This window comes from Arthrobacter sp. AL12 (assembly GCF_029960645.1).
GTDB lineage: Bacteria > Actinomycetota > Actinomycetes > Actinomycetales > Micrococcaceae > Arthrobacter.
Window position 1 is genome coordinate 47,832 of the sequence record NZ_JASBQY010000003.1, and the last position, 17,822, is coordinate 65,653.

Consider the following 17,822-nt stretch of genomic DNA (forward strand, 5'->3'; position numbering starts at 1 on the left):
CACGGCGCTGCTCAGAACGCGGTCGGGACGCGCCGCACCGCGAGGGTCGGCTCGCGGTAGTCGCCGGGCTTCTGGCGCTTCGGCAGATCGACGTCGAGCCCCGGGTACGGCTCGTAGGGCACCTGGCTCAGCAGGTGGCTGATGATGTTGAGCCGGCCGCGCTTCTTGACGTTATTGTCCGCGACGAACCACGGTGCCCAGGCGGTGTCGGTCGCCTCGAACATGGCGTCCCTGGCCCGGGAGTAGTCGTGCCATTTGCTGTAGGACAACAGGTCCATCGGCGACAGTTTCCAGGTCTTGCGCGGATCGTCCATGCGGCTTTGCAGCCGCCGGGTCTGCTCGTCCTCACTGACCTCGAGCCAGTACTTGAGCAGGATCATGCCGGAATCGACCATCGCCTTCTCCACCTGCGGAGCCATGTTGAGGAACTTCTGGGTCTGCTCCGGGGTGCAGAAGCCCATCACGGGCTCGACGCCGGCACGGTTGTACCAGCTGCGGTCAAAAATGACGACCTCTCCGGCCGCCGGGAAATGCGCCATGTACCGCTGAAGGTACATCTGGGATTTTTCCCGGTCCGTCGGCGTGGGGAGCGCCACGACCCTGAACACCCGGGGGCTCACCCGCTCGACGATGCGCTTGATCGTGCCGCCCTTGCCGGCCGTGTCACGGCCCTCGAACACGATGCAGATCTTGGCTCCGGTGGACTTCACCCACTCCTGCAGGGCCACCAGTTCGCCCTGCAGCTTGGCCATCTCCGCCTCGTACTTCTTGCGGGGCATCTTGGTGCGGGTCTCGTCCTCGGAGCCCTTCTTGTTTTTCTTCTTCTTGCCCACGATCGGCCTCCTAGTCGGGTACTTCCTAGGGCGAATCAGGCAACCGCACCGCGGCACCGACGGACCGGCACTTTCGTCCGCGGGAGGGGCGCAAGGGCGCAGGCACTGTGCGGGCACTCATGTGCAGCGTGCTGCCAATCCCAGTGTTGACCGTGGCTGAAGACCGGGTCTACGGCACTAAGACCCCAATAGGCAACGCGGGGTCACGTCGGGCCCATGTCGGGGCCCGGGATGGGCGCGGTCTGACCCCGCGTTGCTTTGGTGGCGGGTCGGGAGGGGTGGTTGGGGTCCGGGGACCGACGGCGGGTCACCGCGGGTGCCGGGCGCCGAGGCGCTGCACGGCGAGGGCGAGCCAGAGCTGCACCCGGTCCGCGGTCTGGGCCGGGTCGTAGCCGGTGAGCTCGGTGATCTGGGCCAGCCGGTAGCGGACCGTGTTCCGGTGCAGGGTGAGCTCCTCGGCCACGGCCGCGACCGAGCCGTTGTTGTTCAGGTAGCTCTCCAGCGTCGTGAGCAGCTCGGCGCCATGGGCGCTATCGAAACTCCGCAGCGGATTAAGGGACTCGTTCGCCATGTCCGCCAGCGGCACATCCTCGCTGGCCAGCAGCAGCGAGGTCAGGCTCAGCCGTTCGGGTTCGTTCACGGGCAGGCCGTGGCTGGCCGCGTCGCGGGCCTCGAAGTAGCTCCAGCGCAGCCCGTTGGGCTTGGTGTACGCCCCGCCGATCCCGATCGTGGCGTGGATCCCGGCCTCGGCCAGGTGGTCGCTGAGGCTCCGGGCCAGCGCACTGGCGCCGTGACCGTCGTCGGGGATCACCACCACCAGATCCTTGCCGACGACGGCGCTCACCGCCTGTTCCAGCGGCAGCGGCAGGGAGGAGGTGCCCAGCTGCTTGGCGTGCGCAGCGGACTCGGCCAGCAGGACGACGTTCCGGCGGGTGCTGTTGACGCCGATGCCGGCCAGCCGCCGGGTGGCCTCGCTCGGCTCCAGGGTCCCGTGGATCACATCCTCCAGGACCTGCCCGGCCAGGGCACGCTGGGACTGGCGCTGCTTGACCATGTTGTTGAGCTCGACGCTGATCAGGTTCTGGGCGTAGCCCACGATCCCGGAATCCTCGAAGGGCTGCTTCACCCACAGCGTGCACGCGTCGCGGCGGCCGGTGGGAATCGGGAAGGACGCCCAGCCGTCCGCGCTCGGCGCGGGATGGCCGGGCACGCTGTTGTAGAGCTGGGCGGTGAACTGGGTCAACACAACCTCGGTGCGCAGCATCGACCCGAGGTGCCTGAGGAGCTCGGCGAGGCCGCCGCCGGTGAGCAGGGCGCGGGCGAGGATCTGGTGCCCGGCGATGAGCCGTTCCAGCTTGGTGAAGTGGTCCGCGGACTGGGCGTCGGCGACGAGCTTGCCGATCGCGATGAACGGGGTCTCGTACGGCACCTCCACCACCGGCAGCCCCCAGCGGTTGGCCTCGGCGAGCAGGGCCGGCGGCACGGCGTCGTGGGTCAGGCCGATCCCGAAGCCGATGCCCACCGCGCCGGCGCGCTGGACCTGGCGGACGAAGCGGCGCTGGTCCGGGGCGCTCCTGAGCCGCATGCCGGTGGTGAGGACCAGTTCGCCGCCGTTGAGGAACCGCTGCGGGTCCTCCTGTTCGGTGACGGCCACCCAGACGATGTCCTGGTGCCAGGTGGTCTCCGCGAGGCCGGCCTTGGCGAGTTTGAGGGACGGCACCCCCAGCAGGGCGGCAAGTGAAATAGCCATGGATTCAGGATAACCGCGGGCTGGGCAAGCGCACTAAAATATGGCGGCAACGGTGTGCAGGTGACTATTCCCCGGGGTTGACCGGCTGGCATAGGCTCGGATCAGTCTCATTGGGTCCTTTTCAGCGCGAAAGAGGTTGTACACCGTGGTTCAAACCTTGCAAAACTTCATCAACGGCGAGTTTGTCACTCCGGCCGGAGCCGGGGTCCTGGACATCGTCAACCCCACCAACGGCGAGGTTGTGGCGAAGTCGCCCGTCTCCGGCCAGGCCGACGTCGACGCCGCCATGACCGCCGCGAAGGACGCCTTCAAGAGCTGGAAGCACACGACGCCGGGCCAGCGCCAGCTGATGCTGCTCAAGCTCGCCGACGCCGTCGAGGCCAACAGCGACGAACTCGTCGAGGCCCAGCACCGGAACACCGGCCAGGTCCGGTCCCTGATCGCCTCCGAGGAAGTTGCCGCCGGCGCGGACCAGCTGCGCTTCTTCGCCGGCGCCGCCCGCATCATGGAGGGCAAGTCCGCCGGGGAGTACTTCGAGGGCCACACCTCCTACGTCCGGCGTGAACCGATCGGCGTCGTCGCCCAGGTCGCGCCCTGGAACTACCCGTTCCTGATGGCCATCTGGAAGATCGGCCCGGCCCTGGCCGCGGGCAACACCGTGGTGCTCAAGCCCTCGGACACCACCCCGGAATCCACCCTCGTCCTGGCCCGCCTCGCCGGGCGGATCTTCCCGGCCGGCGTGTTCAACGTCGTCCTGGGCACCGGCGAGACCGGCGCCCTGATGGTGGAGCACAAGGTCCCCGGCCTGGTCTCCATCACCGGCTCCGTCCGGGCCGGCATCGCCGTCGCCTCCGGTGCCGCCAAGGGCCTCAAACGCGCGCACCTGGAGCTCGGCGGCAAGGCGCCGGCCATTGTGTTCGCCGACGCCGACATCAAGAAGAGCGCCGCGGCCATCGCCGAGTTCTCCTTCTTTAACGCCGGCCAGGACTGCACCGCGATCACCCGCGTCCTGGTCCAGGATTCGGTGCACGACGACGTCGTCGCCGCCATGGTCGAGCACACGAAGACCCTGCACACGGGCTCGCAGAACGATGAGGACAACTATTTCGGCCCGCTGAACAACGTCAACCACTTCAGGGCGGTCACGTCCGTCGTCGAGCACCTGCCGGCGAACTGCAGGATCGAGACCGGCGGGCACCGGGCGGGGGAGAAGGGCTACTTCTTCGAGCCGACCATTGTCACGGGCGCCAAGCAGAGCGATGACATCGTCCAGAAGGAAACGTTCGGCCCGGTCATCACGGTGCAGAAGTTCAGCACCGAGGAGGAAGCGGTGGACATGGCGAACGACGTCGACTACGCCCTCGCCTCCAGCGTCTGGACCACCAACCACGGCACGGCCATGCGCCTGAGCCGCGACCTGGACTTCGGCGCCGTCTGGATCAACACGCACATCCTCCTCACCGCCGAAATGCCGCACGGAGGGTTCAAGCAGTCCGGCTACGGCAAGGACCTCTCCATGTACGGCGTGGAGGACTACACCCGCATCAAGCACGTCATGTCTGCATTAGATGCATAACGCCGTCGCTTAATCCCCACCGGCACCCTAACCTCGCTCCGCTCGGCCAGGGAACCCTGCCGGCGTGGCCCCAATCAGTTGAGAAGGAAACTCCATGACCACCACCGCGAACGACATTACCTACCGTCTTGAGCAGAAGCGCCGCGTCCAGGCCGATTTCCCGGGCCCGAAGTCCATTGCCTTGACCGAGCGCCGTAAGGCCGTCGTCGCCGCCGGCGTCGCGTCCACCGTTCCCGTGTTCGTCGCCGACGCCGACGGCGGCATCATCCATGACGTCGACGGCAACTCCTTCATCGACCTCGGCTCGGGCATTGCCGTGACCAGCGTCGGCGCCTCCGACCCTGCCGTCGTCGGCGCGGTCAAGGAAGCCGTGGAGCACTTCACCCACACCTGCTTCATGGTCACGCCCTACGAGGGCTACGTCGCCGTCGCGGAGCAGCTGAACCGGCTCACCCCGGGCGAGCACGAGAAGCGCACCGTGCTGTTCAACTCCGGCGCCGAAGCGGTCGAGAACGCTGTCAAGGTGGCCCGCCTGGCCACCGGCCGGGACGCCGTCGTCGCCTTCGACCACGCCTACCACGGCCGGACCAACCTGACCATGGCGCTGACCGCCAAGGCCATGCCGTACAAGACCAACTTCGGCCCGTTCGCGCCCGAGGTCTACCGCATGCCGATGAGCTACCCGTACCGCGAGGAAAACCCGGCAATCACCGGTGCCGAGGCCGCCAAGCGCGCCATCACCATGATCGAGAAGCAGATCGGCGGCGAGCAGGTTGCCGCGATCATCATCGAACCGATCCAGGGCGAGGGCGGCTTCATCGTCCCCGCCGAGGGCTTCCTGCCCGCGCTGGCGGCCTGGGCCAGGGACAAGGGCGTCGTCTTCATCGCCGACGAGGTCCAGTCCGGCTTCTGCCGCACCGGCGAATGGTTCGCCGTGAACCACGAGGGCGTCGTCCCGGACATCATCACGATGGCCAAGGGCATCGCCGGCGGCATGCCGCTCTCGGCCATCACCGGCCGCGCCGACCTGCTCGACGCCGTCCACCCGGGCGGCCTCGGCGGCACCTACGGCGGCAACCCGGTGGCCTGTGCCGCGGCGCTGGCGTCGATCGGTTCGATGGAGCAGTACGGCCTCAACGCCCGCGCCAAGCACATCGAGGAGCTCGCCCTCGGCAAGCTGCGTGAACTGGCGTCCGAACAGCCCGTGGTCGGCGACGTCCGCGGCCGCGGCGCGATGCTCGCGATCGAACTGGTCCAGGCCGGCTCGAAGGAGCCGAACCCGGAGCTGACCAAGGCTGTTGCCGCGGCCTGCCTCAAAGAGGGTGTCATCATCCTCACCTGTGGCACCTACGGCAACGTTATCCGGCTGCTGCCGCCGCTGGTCATCAGCGACGAACTGCTGCTCGACGGCCTCCAGGTCCTGGCCGCGGCCATCAAGGCCAACGCCTGAGAGACCCGGCGGGCCGGTCACAGGTAAGCCGGCCACCGGAATCCCGGCAAACCGGCCACCTCGTCACCTCGTCACCTCGTCACCTAAAACCAGCTGAGCCGCGGACGAACTGTCCGCGGCTTTGCTGCGTTAACCCGCGTCTAGCCGGGCCTGCTGCGTCTGACCGGCCCTGCCGCTTCTGACCGGCCCTGCCGCTTCTGACCGGCCCTGCTGCGTCTGACCTGCCCTGCCGCTTCTGACCGGCCCTATTTCCAGTGACTCGTGTCGAGCTGGACCGCGACGACGTACAGGTGCTGGCCCCGCTCGATCTTTTCGACCTCGTACACGCGCACCTTGGTCTCCGGCGCGGTGTTCATCGGCCGGCCGACGCCAATGCCGTAGCTGAGGACGCCCTCGAAGTCCCCGGCCGGGGCGTAGCTGGTGAGTGCGGGGTAGCCGATGGCGGGGGCGGGCGCGCTCGTGATCGTGGTGGCCGTACCATCCGCAGTGTGCGCCTGGGCGCCGTGGAACACGACCTTGAGGATGGCGCCGGTGCCGGGCATGGGGATCGGCAGGCCGCTGCCATCGGCAGTCAGTTCCGGCACAAACTCGATGTCGTAGCCCGGGAACCCGCCCTGGAAGCGGAAGCTCAGCTGGTCGTAGGGCGGAGTCTCCGCTGGGTGCATCCCTGCTCCGATGGCATACAGCGCGGGCAGGGGAGCGGCCGGCGGCGGCGAAATCGGTACCGGGTTCTCGTGGGCGGCCGTGAACGGGCGGCCGGGGCCCGGCCAGGTCCAGTTGAGGGTGACCGTGGAGGAGATCACCTTGTCGCCCGATTGCGGAGGCGCTGTTTCGTCAGAGTCGGCCGGCACCGTGGCGGACGCCGAGGGAGCCGCCATCGTCGTCGAAGGGGCGGTCGTGGGAGGGGCGGTCGTGGGAGCAGCGGACGAGGCTGCGGGCTGGCTGCTTCCGCCGGGTTGTGGCGTGGACGGCGTGCAGGCGGTCAGGGCCAACAGCAGGGCCAACGCCCCCGCCCCGGCGCTGCGTGCTGTGACGTGCGGCCATTCCTTCCCGGCAGTAATAGCACTCATCATGAATTCCCTTCGACCCTGCCAGCCTAGGGACGGATGATTGCCCTGCTCAGGGCCGAAAGTCACGGACTGACACGGCCAATTCCGCGCCCCGCTGGGCTAGAGTCGTACCTACCACTCCAGGAACGCAGACCGGCCGACGTCGCCCGGAACCCCCGGAGCAAAGCTGGCTTCTGCCACAGACCCATAAGGGGTTTATACATGCGATACGTAGTTGGCTATACCCCCACCGACCGCGGCGCCGACGCCGTCGCGCTGGCCTCCGCCATGGCCCGCGCCCAGGGCGCGCACCTTGATTTGGTCTACGTAGTGGACCGGAAAACACCGTACGTCGCGATGAATCCGGAGGGAAGCCGGATCAGCGCCGCGGAGCAGGAAGTTCTCAGCGCGGAACGGGAGGGCCTGTCCCTCATTCCCAAGGACATCGAGGCCAGGTTCCACGTCCGCCAGGCCGACTCGCACGCGGCCGGCCTCATCGAGGCTGCCGTGGAATACAAAGCCGGCCTGATCATTGTGGGTGCCGCCAGCGCGGGGCTGTTCAAGCGGTACACGATTGGCAGCGCGGCCAACGCCCTGCTCCACGCTTCGCCCGTTCCGGTGGCGCTGGCGCCCCGGGGCTACCACCGTACGGAGCCGATCACGCGGCTGACCCTCGCGGTGGGCCAGCGCGTCGGTGCGGAGGCGGCGATCGACGTCGCGATCGAATCTGCTGAACGCCGAGGGGTGCCGCTGCGGCTGGTTTCCCTCGTCGAACTCGACGCCGAAGGGGACAGCGGTGAAAACATCAATGCGGCACACATCCACGCCAGTACCGTGCTCACCGCGGCCGCCCACCGGCTCCCGGCCGGCCACCACGTCACCGTCGAGGTGGCCCATGGGCGCACCATCGAGGAAGCGATCGATGATCTGGACTGGGACGAGGGCGAGATCCTGATCGTGGGCTCGTCGCGTCTGGCGGAAAAGAACAAGCTCTTCATCGGCAGCACAGCCCACAGGGTACTCCTGGCACTGCCGGTGCCGATGGTGGTGGTCCCGCGCGACTACGTACGGGTCGATACGAGCCCCGAGGACTGACCGCCGGGCAGCGCGCCGCCGCCGGGGCCAGACTCAGGCGGCGGCGCGGGCCTGCTTCCGGTTCACGGAGTTCTTCCGCGTGGTGGCCAGCATGTCCACGGTCAGCACCAGCAGCGCCAGCCACACCACGCCGAAGCCGATCCAGCGGTCCGTCGTCATGGGCTCGTGGAACACGGCCAGGGCGACGATGAACTGCAGCACGGGGGCGAAGTACTGCAGCAGGCCGATCATGGTCATCGGCAGCCGCCGCGCCGAGGCGCCAAAGAACAGCAGCGGCACGGCGGTGATGATGCCCGACGCCGCGAGGAGCCAGAAGTGCGAGGCGCCGTGGGCGGCCAGCGTTGCGGCGCCGGTGAGCGCCAGGACCGTCATCGCGGCGGCGGCCACCGGCGCCAGCACGATTGTCTCGACCGTGAGGCTGGTGATCGAATCAACGCGCGGTCCGACGCGCTTCTTCACGAAGCCGTAGAGGCCGAAGCTCAGCGCCAGGGTCAGGGCGATCCACGGCGGTTTGCCGTAGGACACCGTCAGGACGCCCACGGCGATAAAGCCGATTCCGACGGCGGCCCACTGCAGCGGCCGCAGTTTCTCCTTCAGCACCAGCACGCCCAGCAGGACCGAGACGAGCGGGTTGATGAAGTAGCCCAGTGAGGCTTCGACAGCCTGGCCGGTGGTCACGCCGTATACATAGGTCAGCCAGTTCACCGCGATCAGGACCGCGGCGAGGATCAGCGGCAAGATCAGGGTGCGGTTCCCGAAGGCGGCTCCCAGGACCCGCCAGGAGCGGGTGATGGTGATCAGCAGGGCGCAGAACAGCAGCGACCAGAGCACCCGGTTGGCCACGATTTCGACCGCGCCGGCCGGTTGCAGCAGGAAGAAGTAGAGGGGCATCAGCCCCCACAGGCCGTAAGCGCCGATCCCGAAGATGATTCCCGCCGTCGTGTCCGTGTCCACGGCCTTCAGGACCGCCGGCGGTGGCTTCGAGGGGCCTCCGCCGGGGCCTCCGCCGGGGGCGGCGGTGTCCGGGGTGCTCAGCGTGGCGGGTGAGGGGGAGCGGTCGGGGGTAGGCACAAGATCAATAACACCACCTGCGGGACCCCTATTCCTGCCTTTCGGCTCCGGGGCGTCCGGCGCCGGGCGCGGATCCCTGCGATGTCGGTCACCGGGGCGCCCATCCTGTCCTGCGGACATTTAGAATGGGGGATTGTGCGCTGCATGTGCTGGCGCCGTCGCTAAGACTCAGAAGGGCTCCCGGTGTCCAACTCGGCCGAAACATCGCCTAACAGAACGTCCAAACGTCCGCTCCGCGTTGCGATTATCGGCGCCGGACCGGCCGGCGTCTACGCCGCGGACATTCTGACCAAGTCCAACGAGGTCAAGGGCGGCGACTTCGAGGTCAGCATCGACCTCTTCGAGGCGTACCCGGCACCGTACGGCCTGATCCGCTACGGCGTCGCCCCGGACCACCCCAGGATCAAGGGGATTGTCAACGCGCTGCACAAGGTCCTGGACCGCGGCGACATCCGCTTCCTCGGCAACGTCACCTACGGCCGCGACCTGACCCTGCACGACTTCCGTGCCTTCTACGACGCCGTGATCTTCTCCACCGGCGCCATCAAGGACGCGGACCTGGACATCCCCGGCGTCGGGCTCGAGGGGTCCTTCGGCGGGGCCGACTTCGTCTCCTGGTACGACGGGCACCCCGACGTTCCGCGCGACTGGCCGCTGAATGCCAAGGAGATCGCGGTGATCGGCAACGGGAACGTGGCCCTCGACGTGGCCCGCATGCTGGTCAAGCATGCCGACGATCTGCTGGTGACGGAGATCCCGGACAACGTCTACCGGGCGCTCAAGAACTCCCCGGTCACGGATGTCCACGTGTTCGGCCGTCGCGGACCGGCCCAGGTCAAGTTCACGCCGCTGGAGCTGCGCGAACTCTCCCACGCCCGGGATGTCGACATCGTCCTGTACCCGGAGGACTTCGAGTTCGACGAGGCCTCCGACGAGGCGATCCGCAGCAACAACCAGATCCGCACCATGGTCAACACCCTGACGAACTGGCTCGTCGAGGAGCACGCCGAGGCCGCGAAGCCGTCCTCGCGCCGCCTGCACCTGCACTTCCTGCACAGCCCGGTGGAAATCCACGACGACGCCGCCCACCCCGGCAAGGTCACCGGCATCAAGTTCGAGCGCATGCAGCTGGACGGCACCGGCAACGTCAAGGGCACGGGGGAATACCTCGACTACCCGGTCCAGGCGGTCTACCGCGCGATCGGCTACCACGGCTCGCCGCTGGACGAACTGGAATTCGATGCCCGCCGCGGCGTCATCCCCAACGAGGGCGGCCGGGTGCTCGACGCCGAGGGCAACCCCGTCCCCGGCATCTACGCCACAGGCTGGATCAAGCGCGGCCCGGTCGGGCTGATCGGCCACACCAAGGGCGACGCGCTGGAGACCATTGGCTTCCTGCTCGAGGACCGGCTGAGCCTGCCGCCGGCGCCGAACCCGGACCCGCAGGCGATCATCGACCTCCTCGAGGAGCGCGGGATCGAATACACCACCTGGGAAGGCTGGAACCGGCTCGACGCCCACGAGCTGGCCCTCGGCGCCGAGTGGTCCGCCGCCGGTGACGCCGCCGGCATCGTGCGGGAACGCATCAAGGTGGTTCCCCGCGAGGACATGGTGCGGATCTCCCGCGGTTAGGCGCCTGTCCCGCTGCCCCAGCAAGCCCGGGCCGCCGGATCCACTGCGGAAACGGACGGCCGCCACGCGGATCCACGTTGCGGCTGTCTGAAGTCGGCGCGGAATCCGCGCGAGAGGATCCGCGGGCTCTGGCGGGCTTGGGGCACGCCCCGTACACTGGACCGGACATGGCTGCCTCCGGTACGCCGTCGTGCCCGTCCGGGGGAGTTCAATGAGGAATCCGATCCATCCGGCAGCGCTGTTCCCGCCGGCCGGCGGGGTTCCCGCAGCGCTGCGCCAGCAGTATGCCAGCGCCGGTCACGAGCACCTGGACTCCCAGGGCCTCGTGTTCCCGGCCGATCTGCAGCTTCCCGGCCTTAGCAGCCTGATCCAGGAGTCCTGGCGCCGTTCGGCCCAGCTCCACGCCAACCCCGACAACCCCGAGGCCCCGCTGGCGATGGACAGCGAAGAACTCGAGGAGTACCGGCGCCAGCACCCGCTCGCCGCCATCATGCCGGTCATCCACAAGCTCCTGGTTCTGCCCAGCCACGACAGCGGCATGCTGGTGGCCGTGGGCGATGAAGTGGGCCGGTTGCTCTGGGTCGAAGGAGACGCCGAAATGCGGCGCCGCGCCGAGGGCATGATGTTCGTCCCCGGGGCCGACTGGTCCGAGGCGACCGTGGGCACCAGCGCCCCCGGTACCGCCCTGGCCCTGGGCCGCGGCATCCAGATTTCCGGCGCCGAACACTACAAGCGCTCCGTCCACCCGTGGAGCTGCACGGCCGTTCCTTTCCATGACCCGGATTCCGGCGCCGTGCTGGGCGTAGTGGACATCACCGGCACCGAGTCCGCCGTCGCGCCGCACACCCTGTCCCTGGTCGAGGCCACCGTGGCCGCCGCGCAGGCGCACCTCCGCGTGGAGCGGCTCCAGCTCGCGGCCGCCAAGCAGTCCTCGCCGGCCCGACGGCGGGGCGTTGCCGCTGCCGGGACGGGCCGGGGCGCTGACCACTCCGGGACAGGGGGCTCGGCCGGCAGTCTGTACCGCAACAGCCTCCAGCTCCTCGGCCGGGACCAGGCGCTGCTCAGCATCGACGGCCGCACCGTGGCGCTGTCGGCCCGGCACAGCGAAATCCTGGCGCTGCTCAGCACCCACCCCGAGGGACTCAACGCCGAGGAACTCTGTGCCCTGCTGTACCCGGGGGACGCGTCCACCATGACGCTGCGGGCCGAGATGGTCCGCCTGCGCAAGGTCCTCCAGCAGCTCAACCCGGCCGCCGTGCCGGAGTCACGGCCCTACCGGCTGCCGCTGGACCTGGTGCCCGACTCCGGCCAGGTGCTGAACTGCCTGCAGCGCGGCGCCCACCGGATCGCCCTGGAAATCTACCGCGGCGCCGTCCTGCCCCGCTCCGAGGCCCCCGGCATCGCCGGACTCCGGTCCCGGGTCTCCTCCCTGCTCCGCGACGCGGTGCTGACCGACGGCAGCGCCGAGTCGCTCCTGAGGTATGCCGAGCTGCCCGAGGCCAGGGACGACGTCGAGGTCCGGACCGCGGCGCTGAAACTGCTGCCGCCTCGCTCGCCCAAGCGGGCTGCGATCGTCGCCGACCTGGAACGGCTCGAGGCGGAACTCAGCGCCTGACCCCCGGTTGAGCTATCAGATATGGTCCTTAAAAGGCCCGTTTAGCAGCCCTAAGTGATAGCGCAACGGGGCCAGGCGGGCGGCCACGCCCGACGCGGACGTGACCCGGGTCACGTGGTTGCAACCTGACTGCAACCTCCCTGCTCCTAGGCTGAACGCAACGGTGGCGCCGGCATCTGGCCGCCACTATCTTGCACAGCAAAGGAGCTAGCAATGACTGTTTACGCACAGCCCGGCACCGAGGGCTCGAAGGTCACCTTCAAAGACCGCTACGAGAACTGGATCGGCGGCGAATGGGTCGCCCCGGTCAAGGGCCAGTACTTCGAAAACATCACCCCGGTCACCGGCAAGGTCTTCTGCGAGGTCGCCCGCGGCACCGCCGAGGACATTGAACTGGCGCTGGACGCCGCCCACAAGATCGCGCCGTCCTGGGGCAAGACCTCCGTCGCCGAGCGCGCCGCCATCCTGAACAAGATCGCGGACCGGATCGATGAGAACCTCGAGATGCTCGCCGTCGCCGAGTCCTGGGACAACGGCAAGCCGATCCGCGAAACCCTCAACGCGGACATCCCCCTCGCCGCCGACCACTTCCGCTACTTCGCCTCCGCCGTCCGCGCCCAGGAAGGCCGGCTGTCCCAGCTCGACGAGGACACCACCGCGTACCACTACCACGAACCGCTCGGCGTCGTCGGCCAGATCATCCCCTGGAACTTCCCGATCCTGATGGCCGTCTGGAAGCTCGCCCCGGCGCTCGCCGCCGGCAACGCCGTCGTCCTCAAGCCGGCCGAGCAGACCCCGTCCTCGATCCTGGTCCTGATGGAACTCATCGGCGACCTGCTGCCGGCCGGCGTGCTCAATGTCGTCAACGGCTTCGGCGTCGAGGCCGGAAAGCCGCTGGCCTCCAGCCCCCGGATCCGCAAGATCGCCTTCACCGGCGAAACCTCCACCGGCCGCCTGATCAGCCAGTACGCCAGCCAGAACCTGATCCCGGTCACACTGGAACTGGGCGGCAAGAGCCCCAACATCTTCTTCAACGACGTCGCCGACAAGACCGACGACGCGTTCTACGACAAGGCGCAGGAAGGTTTCACCCTCTTTGCCTTCAACCAGGGCGAAGTCTGCACCTGCCCCTCCCGCGCCCTGGTCCAGGAGGAGATTTACGATTCCTTCATGGCCGACGCCGTGAAGCGCGTCGAGAAGATCATCCAAGGCAACCCGCTGGACACCGACACCCAGCTCGGCGCCCAGGCCTCCAACGACCAGCTGGAAAAGATTCTCTCCTACATCGACATCGGCAAGCAGGAGGGCGCCAAGATCCTCACCGGCGGCGCCCGGGCCGAGATGCCCGGGGACCTGGCCGGTGGCTACTACATGCAGCCGACCATCTTCGAAGGCCACAACAAGATGCGGATCTTCCAGGAGGAAATCTTTGGCCCGGTCGTGTCCGTGACCCGCTTCAGCGACTACAACGACGCCATGGGCATCGCCAACGACACCCTCTACGGCCTCGGCGCCGGCGTCTGGTCCCGTAACGGCAACGTCGCCTACCGCGCCGGCCGCGAGATCCAGGCCGGACGCGTGTGGGTGAACAACTACCACGCCTACCCGGCGGGCGCTGCCTTCGGCGGGTACAAGTCCTCCGGCATCGGCCGCGAGAACCACTCGATGATGCTGGACCACTACCAGCAGACCAAGAACCTTTTGGTCAGCTACAACGAGAACAAGCTCGGCTTCTTCTAAGCCGCACCAATCCCGGGCGGGGCGGATCGGAAAAGATCCGCCCCGCCCGCACCACGTGTGCATCCACCCGGAAGGACGCCGTGCGCACGCCCCCTAGCTGCACCCACGTTTGATGACGCAAGGATTTCGCTATGACGACGACAACGACGACGACGACAATGCAAGCCGCAGTGGTAACCGAATTCGGCAAGGACCTGCAGATCCAGACCGTGCCCGTGCCGACACCGGGCCGCGGCCAGGCGCTCGTCAAGGTGCTGACCACCGGCGTCTGCCACACCGACCTCCACGCAGCGGAAGGCGACTGGCCGGTCAAGCCGAGCCCGCCGTTCATCCCCGGCCACGAAGGCGTCGGCGAAGTCGTGGCCCTCGGCGAGGGCGTCACCGACCTGGCGGTCGGCGACCTGGTCGGCAACGCCTGGCTCTGGTCCGCCTGCGGCGACTGCCAGTACTGCCGCACCGGCTGGGAAACCCTTTGCGAATCGCAGCAGAACGCCGGCTACAGCGTGGACGGCTCCTTCGGCGAGTACATGCTGGTGGACACGCGCTTCGCCGCCCGGATCCCGGCCGGCTCGGACCCCGTCGAGGTGGCCCCGGTGCTTTGCGCCGGAGTGACCGTCTACAAGGGCCTCAAAATGACCGAGGCACGCCCCGGCCAGTGGGTCACCATTTCCGGCATCGGCGGCCTCGGCCACATCGCCGTCCAGTACGCGGTGGCCATGGGCCTGCGCGTCGCCGCGGTGGACATCGCCGATGACAAGCTCGCCCTGGCCAAGAAGCACGGTGCGGAACTGACCGTCAATGCCCTGCACGAAGATCCCGCCGAAGTCATTCAGCGCGAAACCGGAGGTTGCCATGGAGTCCTGGTCACGGCGGTGCACCCGTCAGCGTTCGGACAGGCGATCGGGATGGCCCGCCGCGGCGGAACGATCGTGTTCAACGGCCTGCCGCCGGGTGACTTTCCGGCGCCCATCTTCGAGATTGTGCTCAAGGGCCTGACCGTCCGCGGCTCCATTGTGGGAACCCGCCAGGACCTGCAGGAGGCGCTGGAGTTCTACGCCGAGGGCAAGATCCACCCCACGGTCTCCACCCGCGAGCTCTCCGACGTCAACGCCGTCCTGGACGAAATGAAGCACGCCAAGATCGATGGCCGCGTGGTCATCAAGTACTGATCAGGAAAGGTCTCCGATGCCATCGACAAAGCTCGACGCCGCCGTCACCCTTCCCGGGGAGGACTTCTCCCGGGTGGCGCTCACCCCCGTCGCGGTGGAACTGCTGCGCAAGATGTGGCTCCAGCACGGGCCGCTGATGTTCCACCAGTCCGGCGGCTGCTGCGACGGGTCCTCGCCAATGTGCTATCCCGCGGGGGAGTTCATCACCGGGGACTCGGATGTGCTGCTGGGCCTGTTCGACATTTCCGACGGTCTGCAGCCGCAGACCATTGAGTTCTGGATGTCGAAGGAACAGTTCAACTACTGGAGCCACACCCACTTGACCGTGGATGTGGTGCCGGGCCGGGGGAGCGGTTTCTCGGTGGAGGCACCAGAGGGCAAAAGGTTCCTGATCCGGTCGAAGCTGATGGACTGGCCGGTCTGACTAGCTACTCAGCACGCGCGGGATAGTTAAGCACCACGCGCTAAAGAGGTACGCAGCACGCGCCAGCGGGCCGTGCAGGGAAACCTGCACGGCCCGCTTTTGCGTCTCAGCATGTGGGATAAAAAAGGCCGTCCAGTGGATGGACACTACTATGGATAGGTCTGTTTCCAACAAGCTACCGAGATTGTGGACTTTTCTATGAACCTCTTCCGGACCAAATCGATCGAGCAGTCCATGTCGGACGCCGAAGAACCCGGACGTAAGCTGAAGCGCTCGCTCAGCTCCTGGGACCTGATGATCATGGGCGTTGCCGTTGCCGTCGGCGCCGGCATCTTCTCGGTGGGCGCCAAGGCGGCAGCTAACTTCGCCGGCCCGGCGGTCACCCTCTCCTTCGCCATTGCGGCCGTCACCTGTGCGCTGGCGATCATGTGCTACGCCGAGTTCGCCACGGCCATCCCCGTGGCCGGCTCCGCCTATGTCTTCACCTACGCCACCATGGGTGAGCTGCTGGCCTGGATCATCGGCTGGAACCTCATCCTCGAACTGTTCACCGCCGGTGCGGTGATCGCCAAGTACTGGGGCATCTACCTCAGCAAGGTCTTCGCGCTCATGGGCGTCGACGTCCCGCCGTCGATCTCCCTGGGCGGCGTGGACCTGTACTGGGGTGCCTTCCTGATCGTCGCCGTGTTCACCGTGCTGCTGGTGCTGGGCACGAAGCTGTCCGCCCGCGTTGGCAACATCTTCACGCTGATCAAGATCGGCGTTGTGCTCTTTGTCATCGTGGTGGGTTTCAGCTACGTGAAGTTCGAGAACTACGCCCCGTTCATCCCGGCCTCCGAGCCGACCGGCGGCACCGGCGCCGCCGACGTCATGAAGCAGTCCTTCTTCGGCTTCCTCACCGGTGCCGCCCCGGCGCAGTACGGCACGCTGGGCATCTTCGCCGGCGCCGCGCTGGTCTTCTTCGCCTTCATCGGGTTCGACGTCGTCGCCACCTCCGCCGAGGAGGTCAAGAACCCGCAGAAGACGCTGCCCCGCGGCATCTTCGGCGGCCTCGCCGTCGTCACGGTGCTCTACATCCTGGTGTCCCTGGCGCTGACCGGCATGGTTTCCTACACGGAGCTGGCCGAGGCCGAGAACCCCACCCTTACGACGGCCTTCGAGGCGGTGGGCAACACCGACGCCGCCAAGGTCATCGCCTTCGGCTCGCTCGTGGGCCTGACCACCGTGATCATGGTGCTGCTCATGGGCCTCTCCCGGGTGGTGCTGGCGATGAGCCGCGACGGCCTGCTGCCGCGCTCGCTGTCCAAGACCAGCACCATCCGTGCGACGCCGGTCCGGCTCCAGATCATCTGTGGCGCCGGCGTGGCGGTGGTTGCCGGACTCACCAACGTGGACCTGCTCGAGGAAATGATCAACATCGGCACGCTGTCTGCGTTCGTGACCGTCAGCATCGGCGTCCTGGTGCTGCGCAAGAAGCGCCCGGACCTCAAGCCCGCGTTCCGGGTGCCGTTCGGCAAGGTGCTCCCGATCATCTCCGCCGTCCTGTGCCTGTACCTCATGACCAACCTGGCCGTGGAGACCTGGATCTTCTTCGCCGTCTGGCTCGTGATCGGCGTCGTCATCTACTTCTCCTACGGCCAGCGCCACTCCCGGCTGAACGAGAAGTTCGCCGAGGCCAGGGCTTCCGTCAACGGCCCCGCCGAGAAGGGCGCCGCCGTCGAGGACGCCAAAGCCACGGCCAAGGCTGGAGCCAACTAAGGATCCTGCACCACAACGCGGGGTCACTTGCGGTCCGTCCCGCCCCGTCGGATGGGCCGCGCGTGACCCCGCGTTGTGTTCTTGGGGGTGCGCCCGCTCCATCTGGACCGAAGTCGCCGGAACCGTGCGAGTTCGCCGGAACCTTCCCGCGAACTCGCACGGCTCCGGCGACTTCGGCGTTAACGGCCGCTTCCACTGCTGGAACCATGGCCCTCCCAGCCCGACCGGAACGCAAAAACAGGGCTGTTGGCCGCCATTCTGGAGAAGACCCACGCGGAGCTGACGTTCCGGAGCCTGGCCGAGGCCCTGGGGGTCAGCAGCTACATTCTCGTCCACCATTTCGGCCACCGGCGGAGCTGGTGAACGAGATCATCCGCACCATCGATTCCCGGTTCGACAGCATGCGGGCCACGGACGTGCGGGACATTTACCGGGACGTCTGGCGGGCGTTCCTGCTGGAGTCCTGGCGCTGGACCATGGGCAGCGCAACCGGCACGTGGCCCGGCTGGAATTCGAGGCGACGGCGCAGGACATCGTGGCAAATCCACCCTGCGGAACGGCGCGGGAACATTTCAGGATGGTGCACGAGAATGCCCGGGACTGGATAATGCTCCAGGGCATCCGCGAGGAGTTCGCCGGCACCGACGCCCGGCTGTTCGC

General features: G+C 67.6%; 14 protein-coding genes. 9 read left to right on the forward strand and 5 right to left on the reverse strand.

Features of this window, described 5'->3' with window-relative positions; translation table 11 throughout:
- Window positions 1–11 precede the first annotated feature (11 nt).
- Window positions 12–833 (reverse strand): polyphosphate kinase 2, encoded by an 822-nt coding sequence (ppk2, locus tag QK291_RS04570; RefSeq protein WP_282379564.1) that lies wholly within the window; start codon window positions 831–833, stop codon window positions 12–14.
- Between the two features lie 307 nt (window positions 834–1,140).
- Complete coding sequence (locus tag QK291_RS04575; RefSeq protein ID WP_282379566.1) at window positions 1,141–2,583, reverse strand: PucR family transcriptional regulator; 1,443 nt, start codon at window positions 2,581–2,583, stop codon at window positions 1,141–1,143.
- 145 nt (window positions 2,584–2,728) lie between these two features.
- On the opposite strand from QK291_RS04575, the gene QK291_RS04580 reads away from it, so the two are divergent.
- On the forward strand, window positions 2,729–4,159 hold the full coding sequence (locus QK291_RS04580) for a gamma-aminobutyraldehyde dehydrogenase (RefSeq protein ID WP_282379568.1): 1,431 nt from the start codon (window positions 2,729–2,731) through the stop codon (window positions 4,157–4,159).
- A 94-nt stretch (window positions 4,160–4,253) separates the two neighbouring features.
- Complete coding sequence (gene gabT, locus QK291_RS04585; protein ID WP_282379570.1) at window positions 4,254–5,609, forward strand: 4-aminobutyrate--2-oxoglutarate transaminase; 1,356 nt, start codon at window positions 4,254–4,256, stop codon at window positions 5,607–5,609.
- Window positions 5,610–5,854: 245 nt separating this feature from the next.
- Here gabT and QK291_RS04590 read toward each other — a convergent pair whose 3' ends face one another.
- On the reverse strand, window positions 5,855–6,679 hold the full coding sequence (locus QK291_RS04590) for a hypothetical protein (protein ID WP_282379572.1): 825 nt from the start codon (window positions 6,677–6,679) through the stop codon (window positions 5,855–5,857).
- A 201-nt stretch (window positions 6,680–6,880) separates the two neighbouring features.
- On the opposite strand from QK291_RS04590, the gene QK291_RS04595 reads away from it, so the two are divergent.
- On the forward strand, window positions 6,881–7,753 hold the full coding sequence (locus tag QK291_RS04595) for a universal stress protein (protein WP_282379574.1): 873 nt from the start codon (window positions 6,881–6,883) through the stop codon (window positions 7,751–7,753).
- A 33-nt stretch (window positions 7,754–7,786) separates the two neighbouring features.
- Here the strand turns inward: QK291_RS04595 and rarD are convergent, their stop codons facing one another.
- On the reverse strand, window positions 7,787–8,833 hold the full coding sequence (gene rarD, locus QK291_RS04600; RefSeq protein ID WP_282379995.1) for an EamA family transporter RarD: 1,047 nt from the start codon (window positions 8,831–8,833) through the stop codon (window positions 7,787–7,789).
- A gap of 174 nt (window positions 8,834–9,007) precedes the next feature.
- Between rarD and QK291_RS04605 the strand changes: the two genes are divergently transcribed.
- The 6 genes from QK291_RS04605 to QK291_RS04630 all read left to right on the forward strand — a co-directional run bounded on the left by QK291_RS04605 (window position 9,008) and on the right by QK291_RS04630 (window position 17,162).
- Window positions 9,008–10,456 carry an FAD-dependent oxidoreductase gene (locus QK291_RS04605; RefSeq protein WP_282379575.1) on the forward strand — a complete coding sequence of 483 codons (1,449 nt, stop codon included), beginning with the start codon at window positions 9,008–9,010 and terminating at the stop codon, window positions 10,454–10,456.
- A 211-nt stretch (window positions 10,457–10,667) separates the two neighbouring features.
- The gene (locus tag QK291_RS04610) at window positions 10,668–12,071 is read left to right on the forward strand and encodes a GAF domain-containing protein (protein ID WP_282379577.1); all 1,404 of its coding nucleotides are present in this window, start codon (window positions 10,668–10,670) and stop codon (window positions 12,069–12,071) included.
- Window positions 12,072–12,284: 213 nt separating this feature from the next.
- Window positions 12,285–13,811 carry an aldehyde dehydrogenase family protein gene (locus QK291_RS04615; RefSeq protein ID WP_282379579.1) on the forward strand — a complete coding sequence of 509 codons (1,527 nt, stop codon included), beginning with the start codon at window positions 12,285–12,287 and terminating at the stop codon, window positions 13,809–13,811.
- A 158-nt stretch (window positions 13,812–13,969) separates the two neighbouring features.
- Complete coding sequence (gene adhP, locus QK291_RS04620) at window positions 13,970–14,980, forward strand: alcohol dehydrogenase AdhP (protein WP_282379996.1); 1,011 nt, start codon at window positions 13,970–13,972, stop codon at window positions 14,978–14,980.
- A gap of 16 nt (window positions 14,981–14,996) precedes the next feature.
- Complete coding sequence (locus QK291_RS04625) at window positions 14,997–15,404, forward strand: DUF779 domain-containing protein (protein WP_282379581.1); 408 nt, start codon at window positions 14,997–14,999, stop codon at window positions 15,402–15,404.
- 198 nt (window positions 15,405–15,602) lie between these two features.
- A complete protein-coding gene (locus tag QK291_RS04630; RefSeq protein ID WP_282379583.1) occupies window positions 15,603–17,162 on the forward strand; it encodes an amino acid permease in 1,560 nt (519 codons plus the stop codon).
- Window positions 17,163–17,589: 427 nt separating this feature from the next.
- Here the strand turns inward: QK291_RS04630 and QK291_RS04635 are convergent.
- Window positions 17,590–17,822: hypothetical protein (locus tag QK291_RS04635; RefSeq protein ID WP_282379585.1), on the reverse strand; the 233-nt coding region annotated here is incomplete at its 5' end.

Bases quoted from the DNA above. Each gene is read 5' to 3' on its own strand.
- QK291_RS04595 (WP_282379574.1), top strand. From the start codon at position 6,881: ATGCGATACGTAGTTGGCTATACCCCCACCGACCGCGGCGCCGACGCC.
- gabT (WP_282379570.1), top strand. From the start codon at position 4,254: ATGACCACCACCGCGAACGACATTACCTACCGTCTTGAGCAGAAGCGC.
- QK291_RS04615 (WP_282379579.1), top strand. From the start codon at position 12,285: ATGACTGTTTACGCACAGCCCGGCACCGAGGGCTCGAAGGTCACCTTC.
- QK291_RS04625 (WP_282379581.1), top strand. From the start codon at position 14,997: ATGCCATCGACAAAGCTCGACGCCGCCGTCACCCTTCCCGGGGAGGAC.
- QK291_RS04575 (WP_282379566.1), bottom strand. From the start codon at position 2,583: ATGGCTATTTCACTTGCCGCCCTGCTGGGGGTGCCGTCCCTCAAACTC.
- QK291_RS04610 (WP_282379577.1), top strand. From the start codon at position 10,668: ATGAGGAATCCGATCCATCCGGCAGCGCTGTTCCCGCCGGCCGGCGGG.
- QK291_RS04630 (WP_282379583.1), top strand. From the start codon at position 15,603: ATGAACCTCTTCCGGACCAAATCGATCGAGCAGTCCATGTCGGACGCC.
- QK291_RS04590 (WP_282379572.1), bottom strand. From the start codon at position 6,679: ATGAGTGCTATTACTGCCGGGAAGGAATGGCCGCACGTCACAGCACGC.
- adhP (WP_282379996.1), top strand. From the start codon at position 13,970: ATGCAAGCCGCAGTGGTAACCGAATTCGGCAAGGACCTGCAGATCCAG.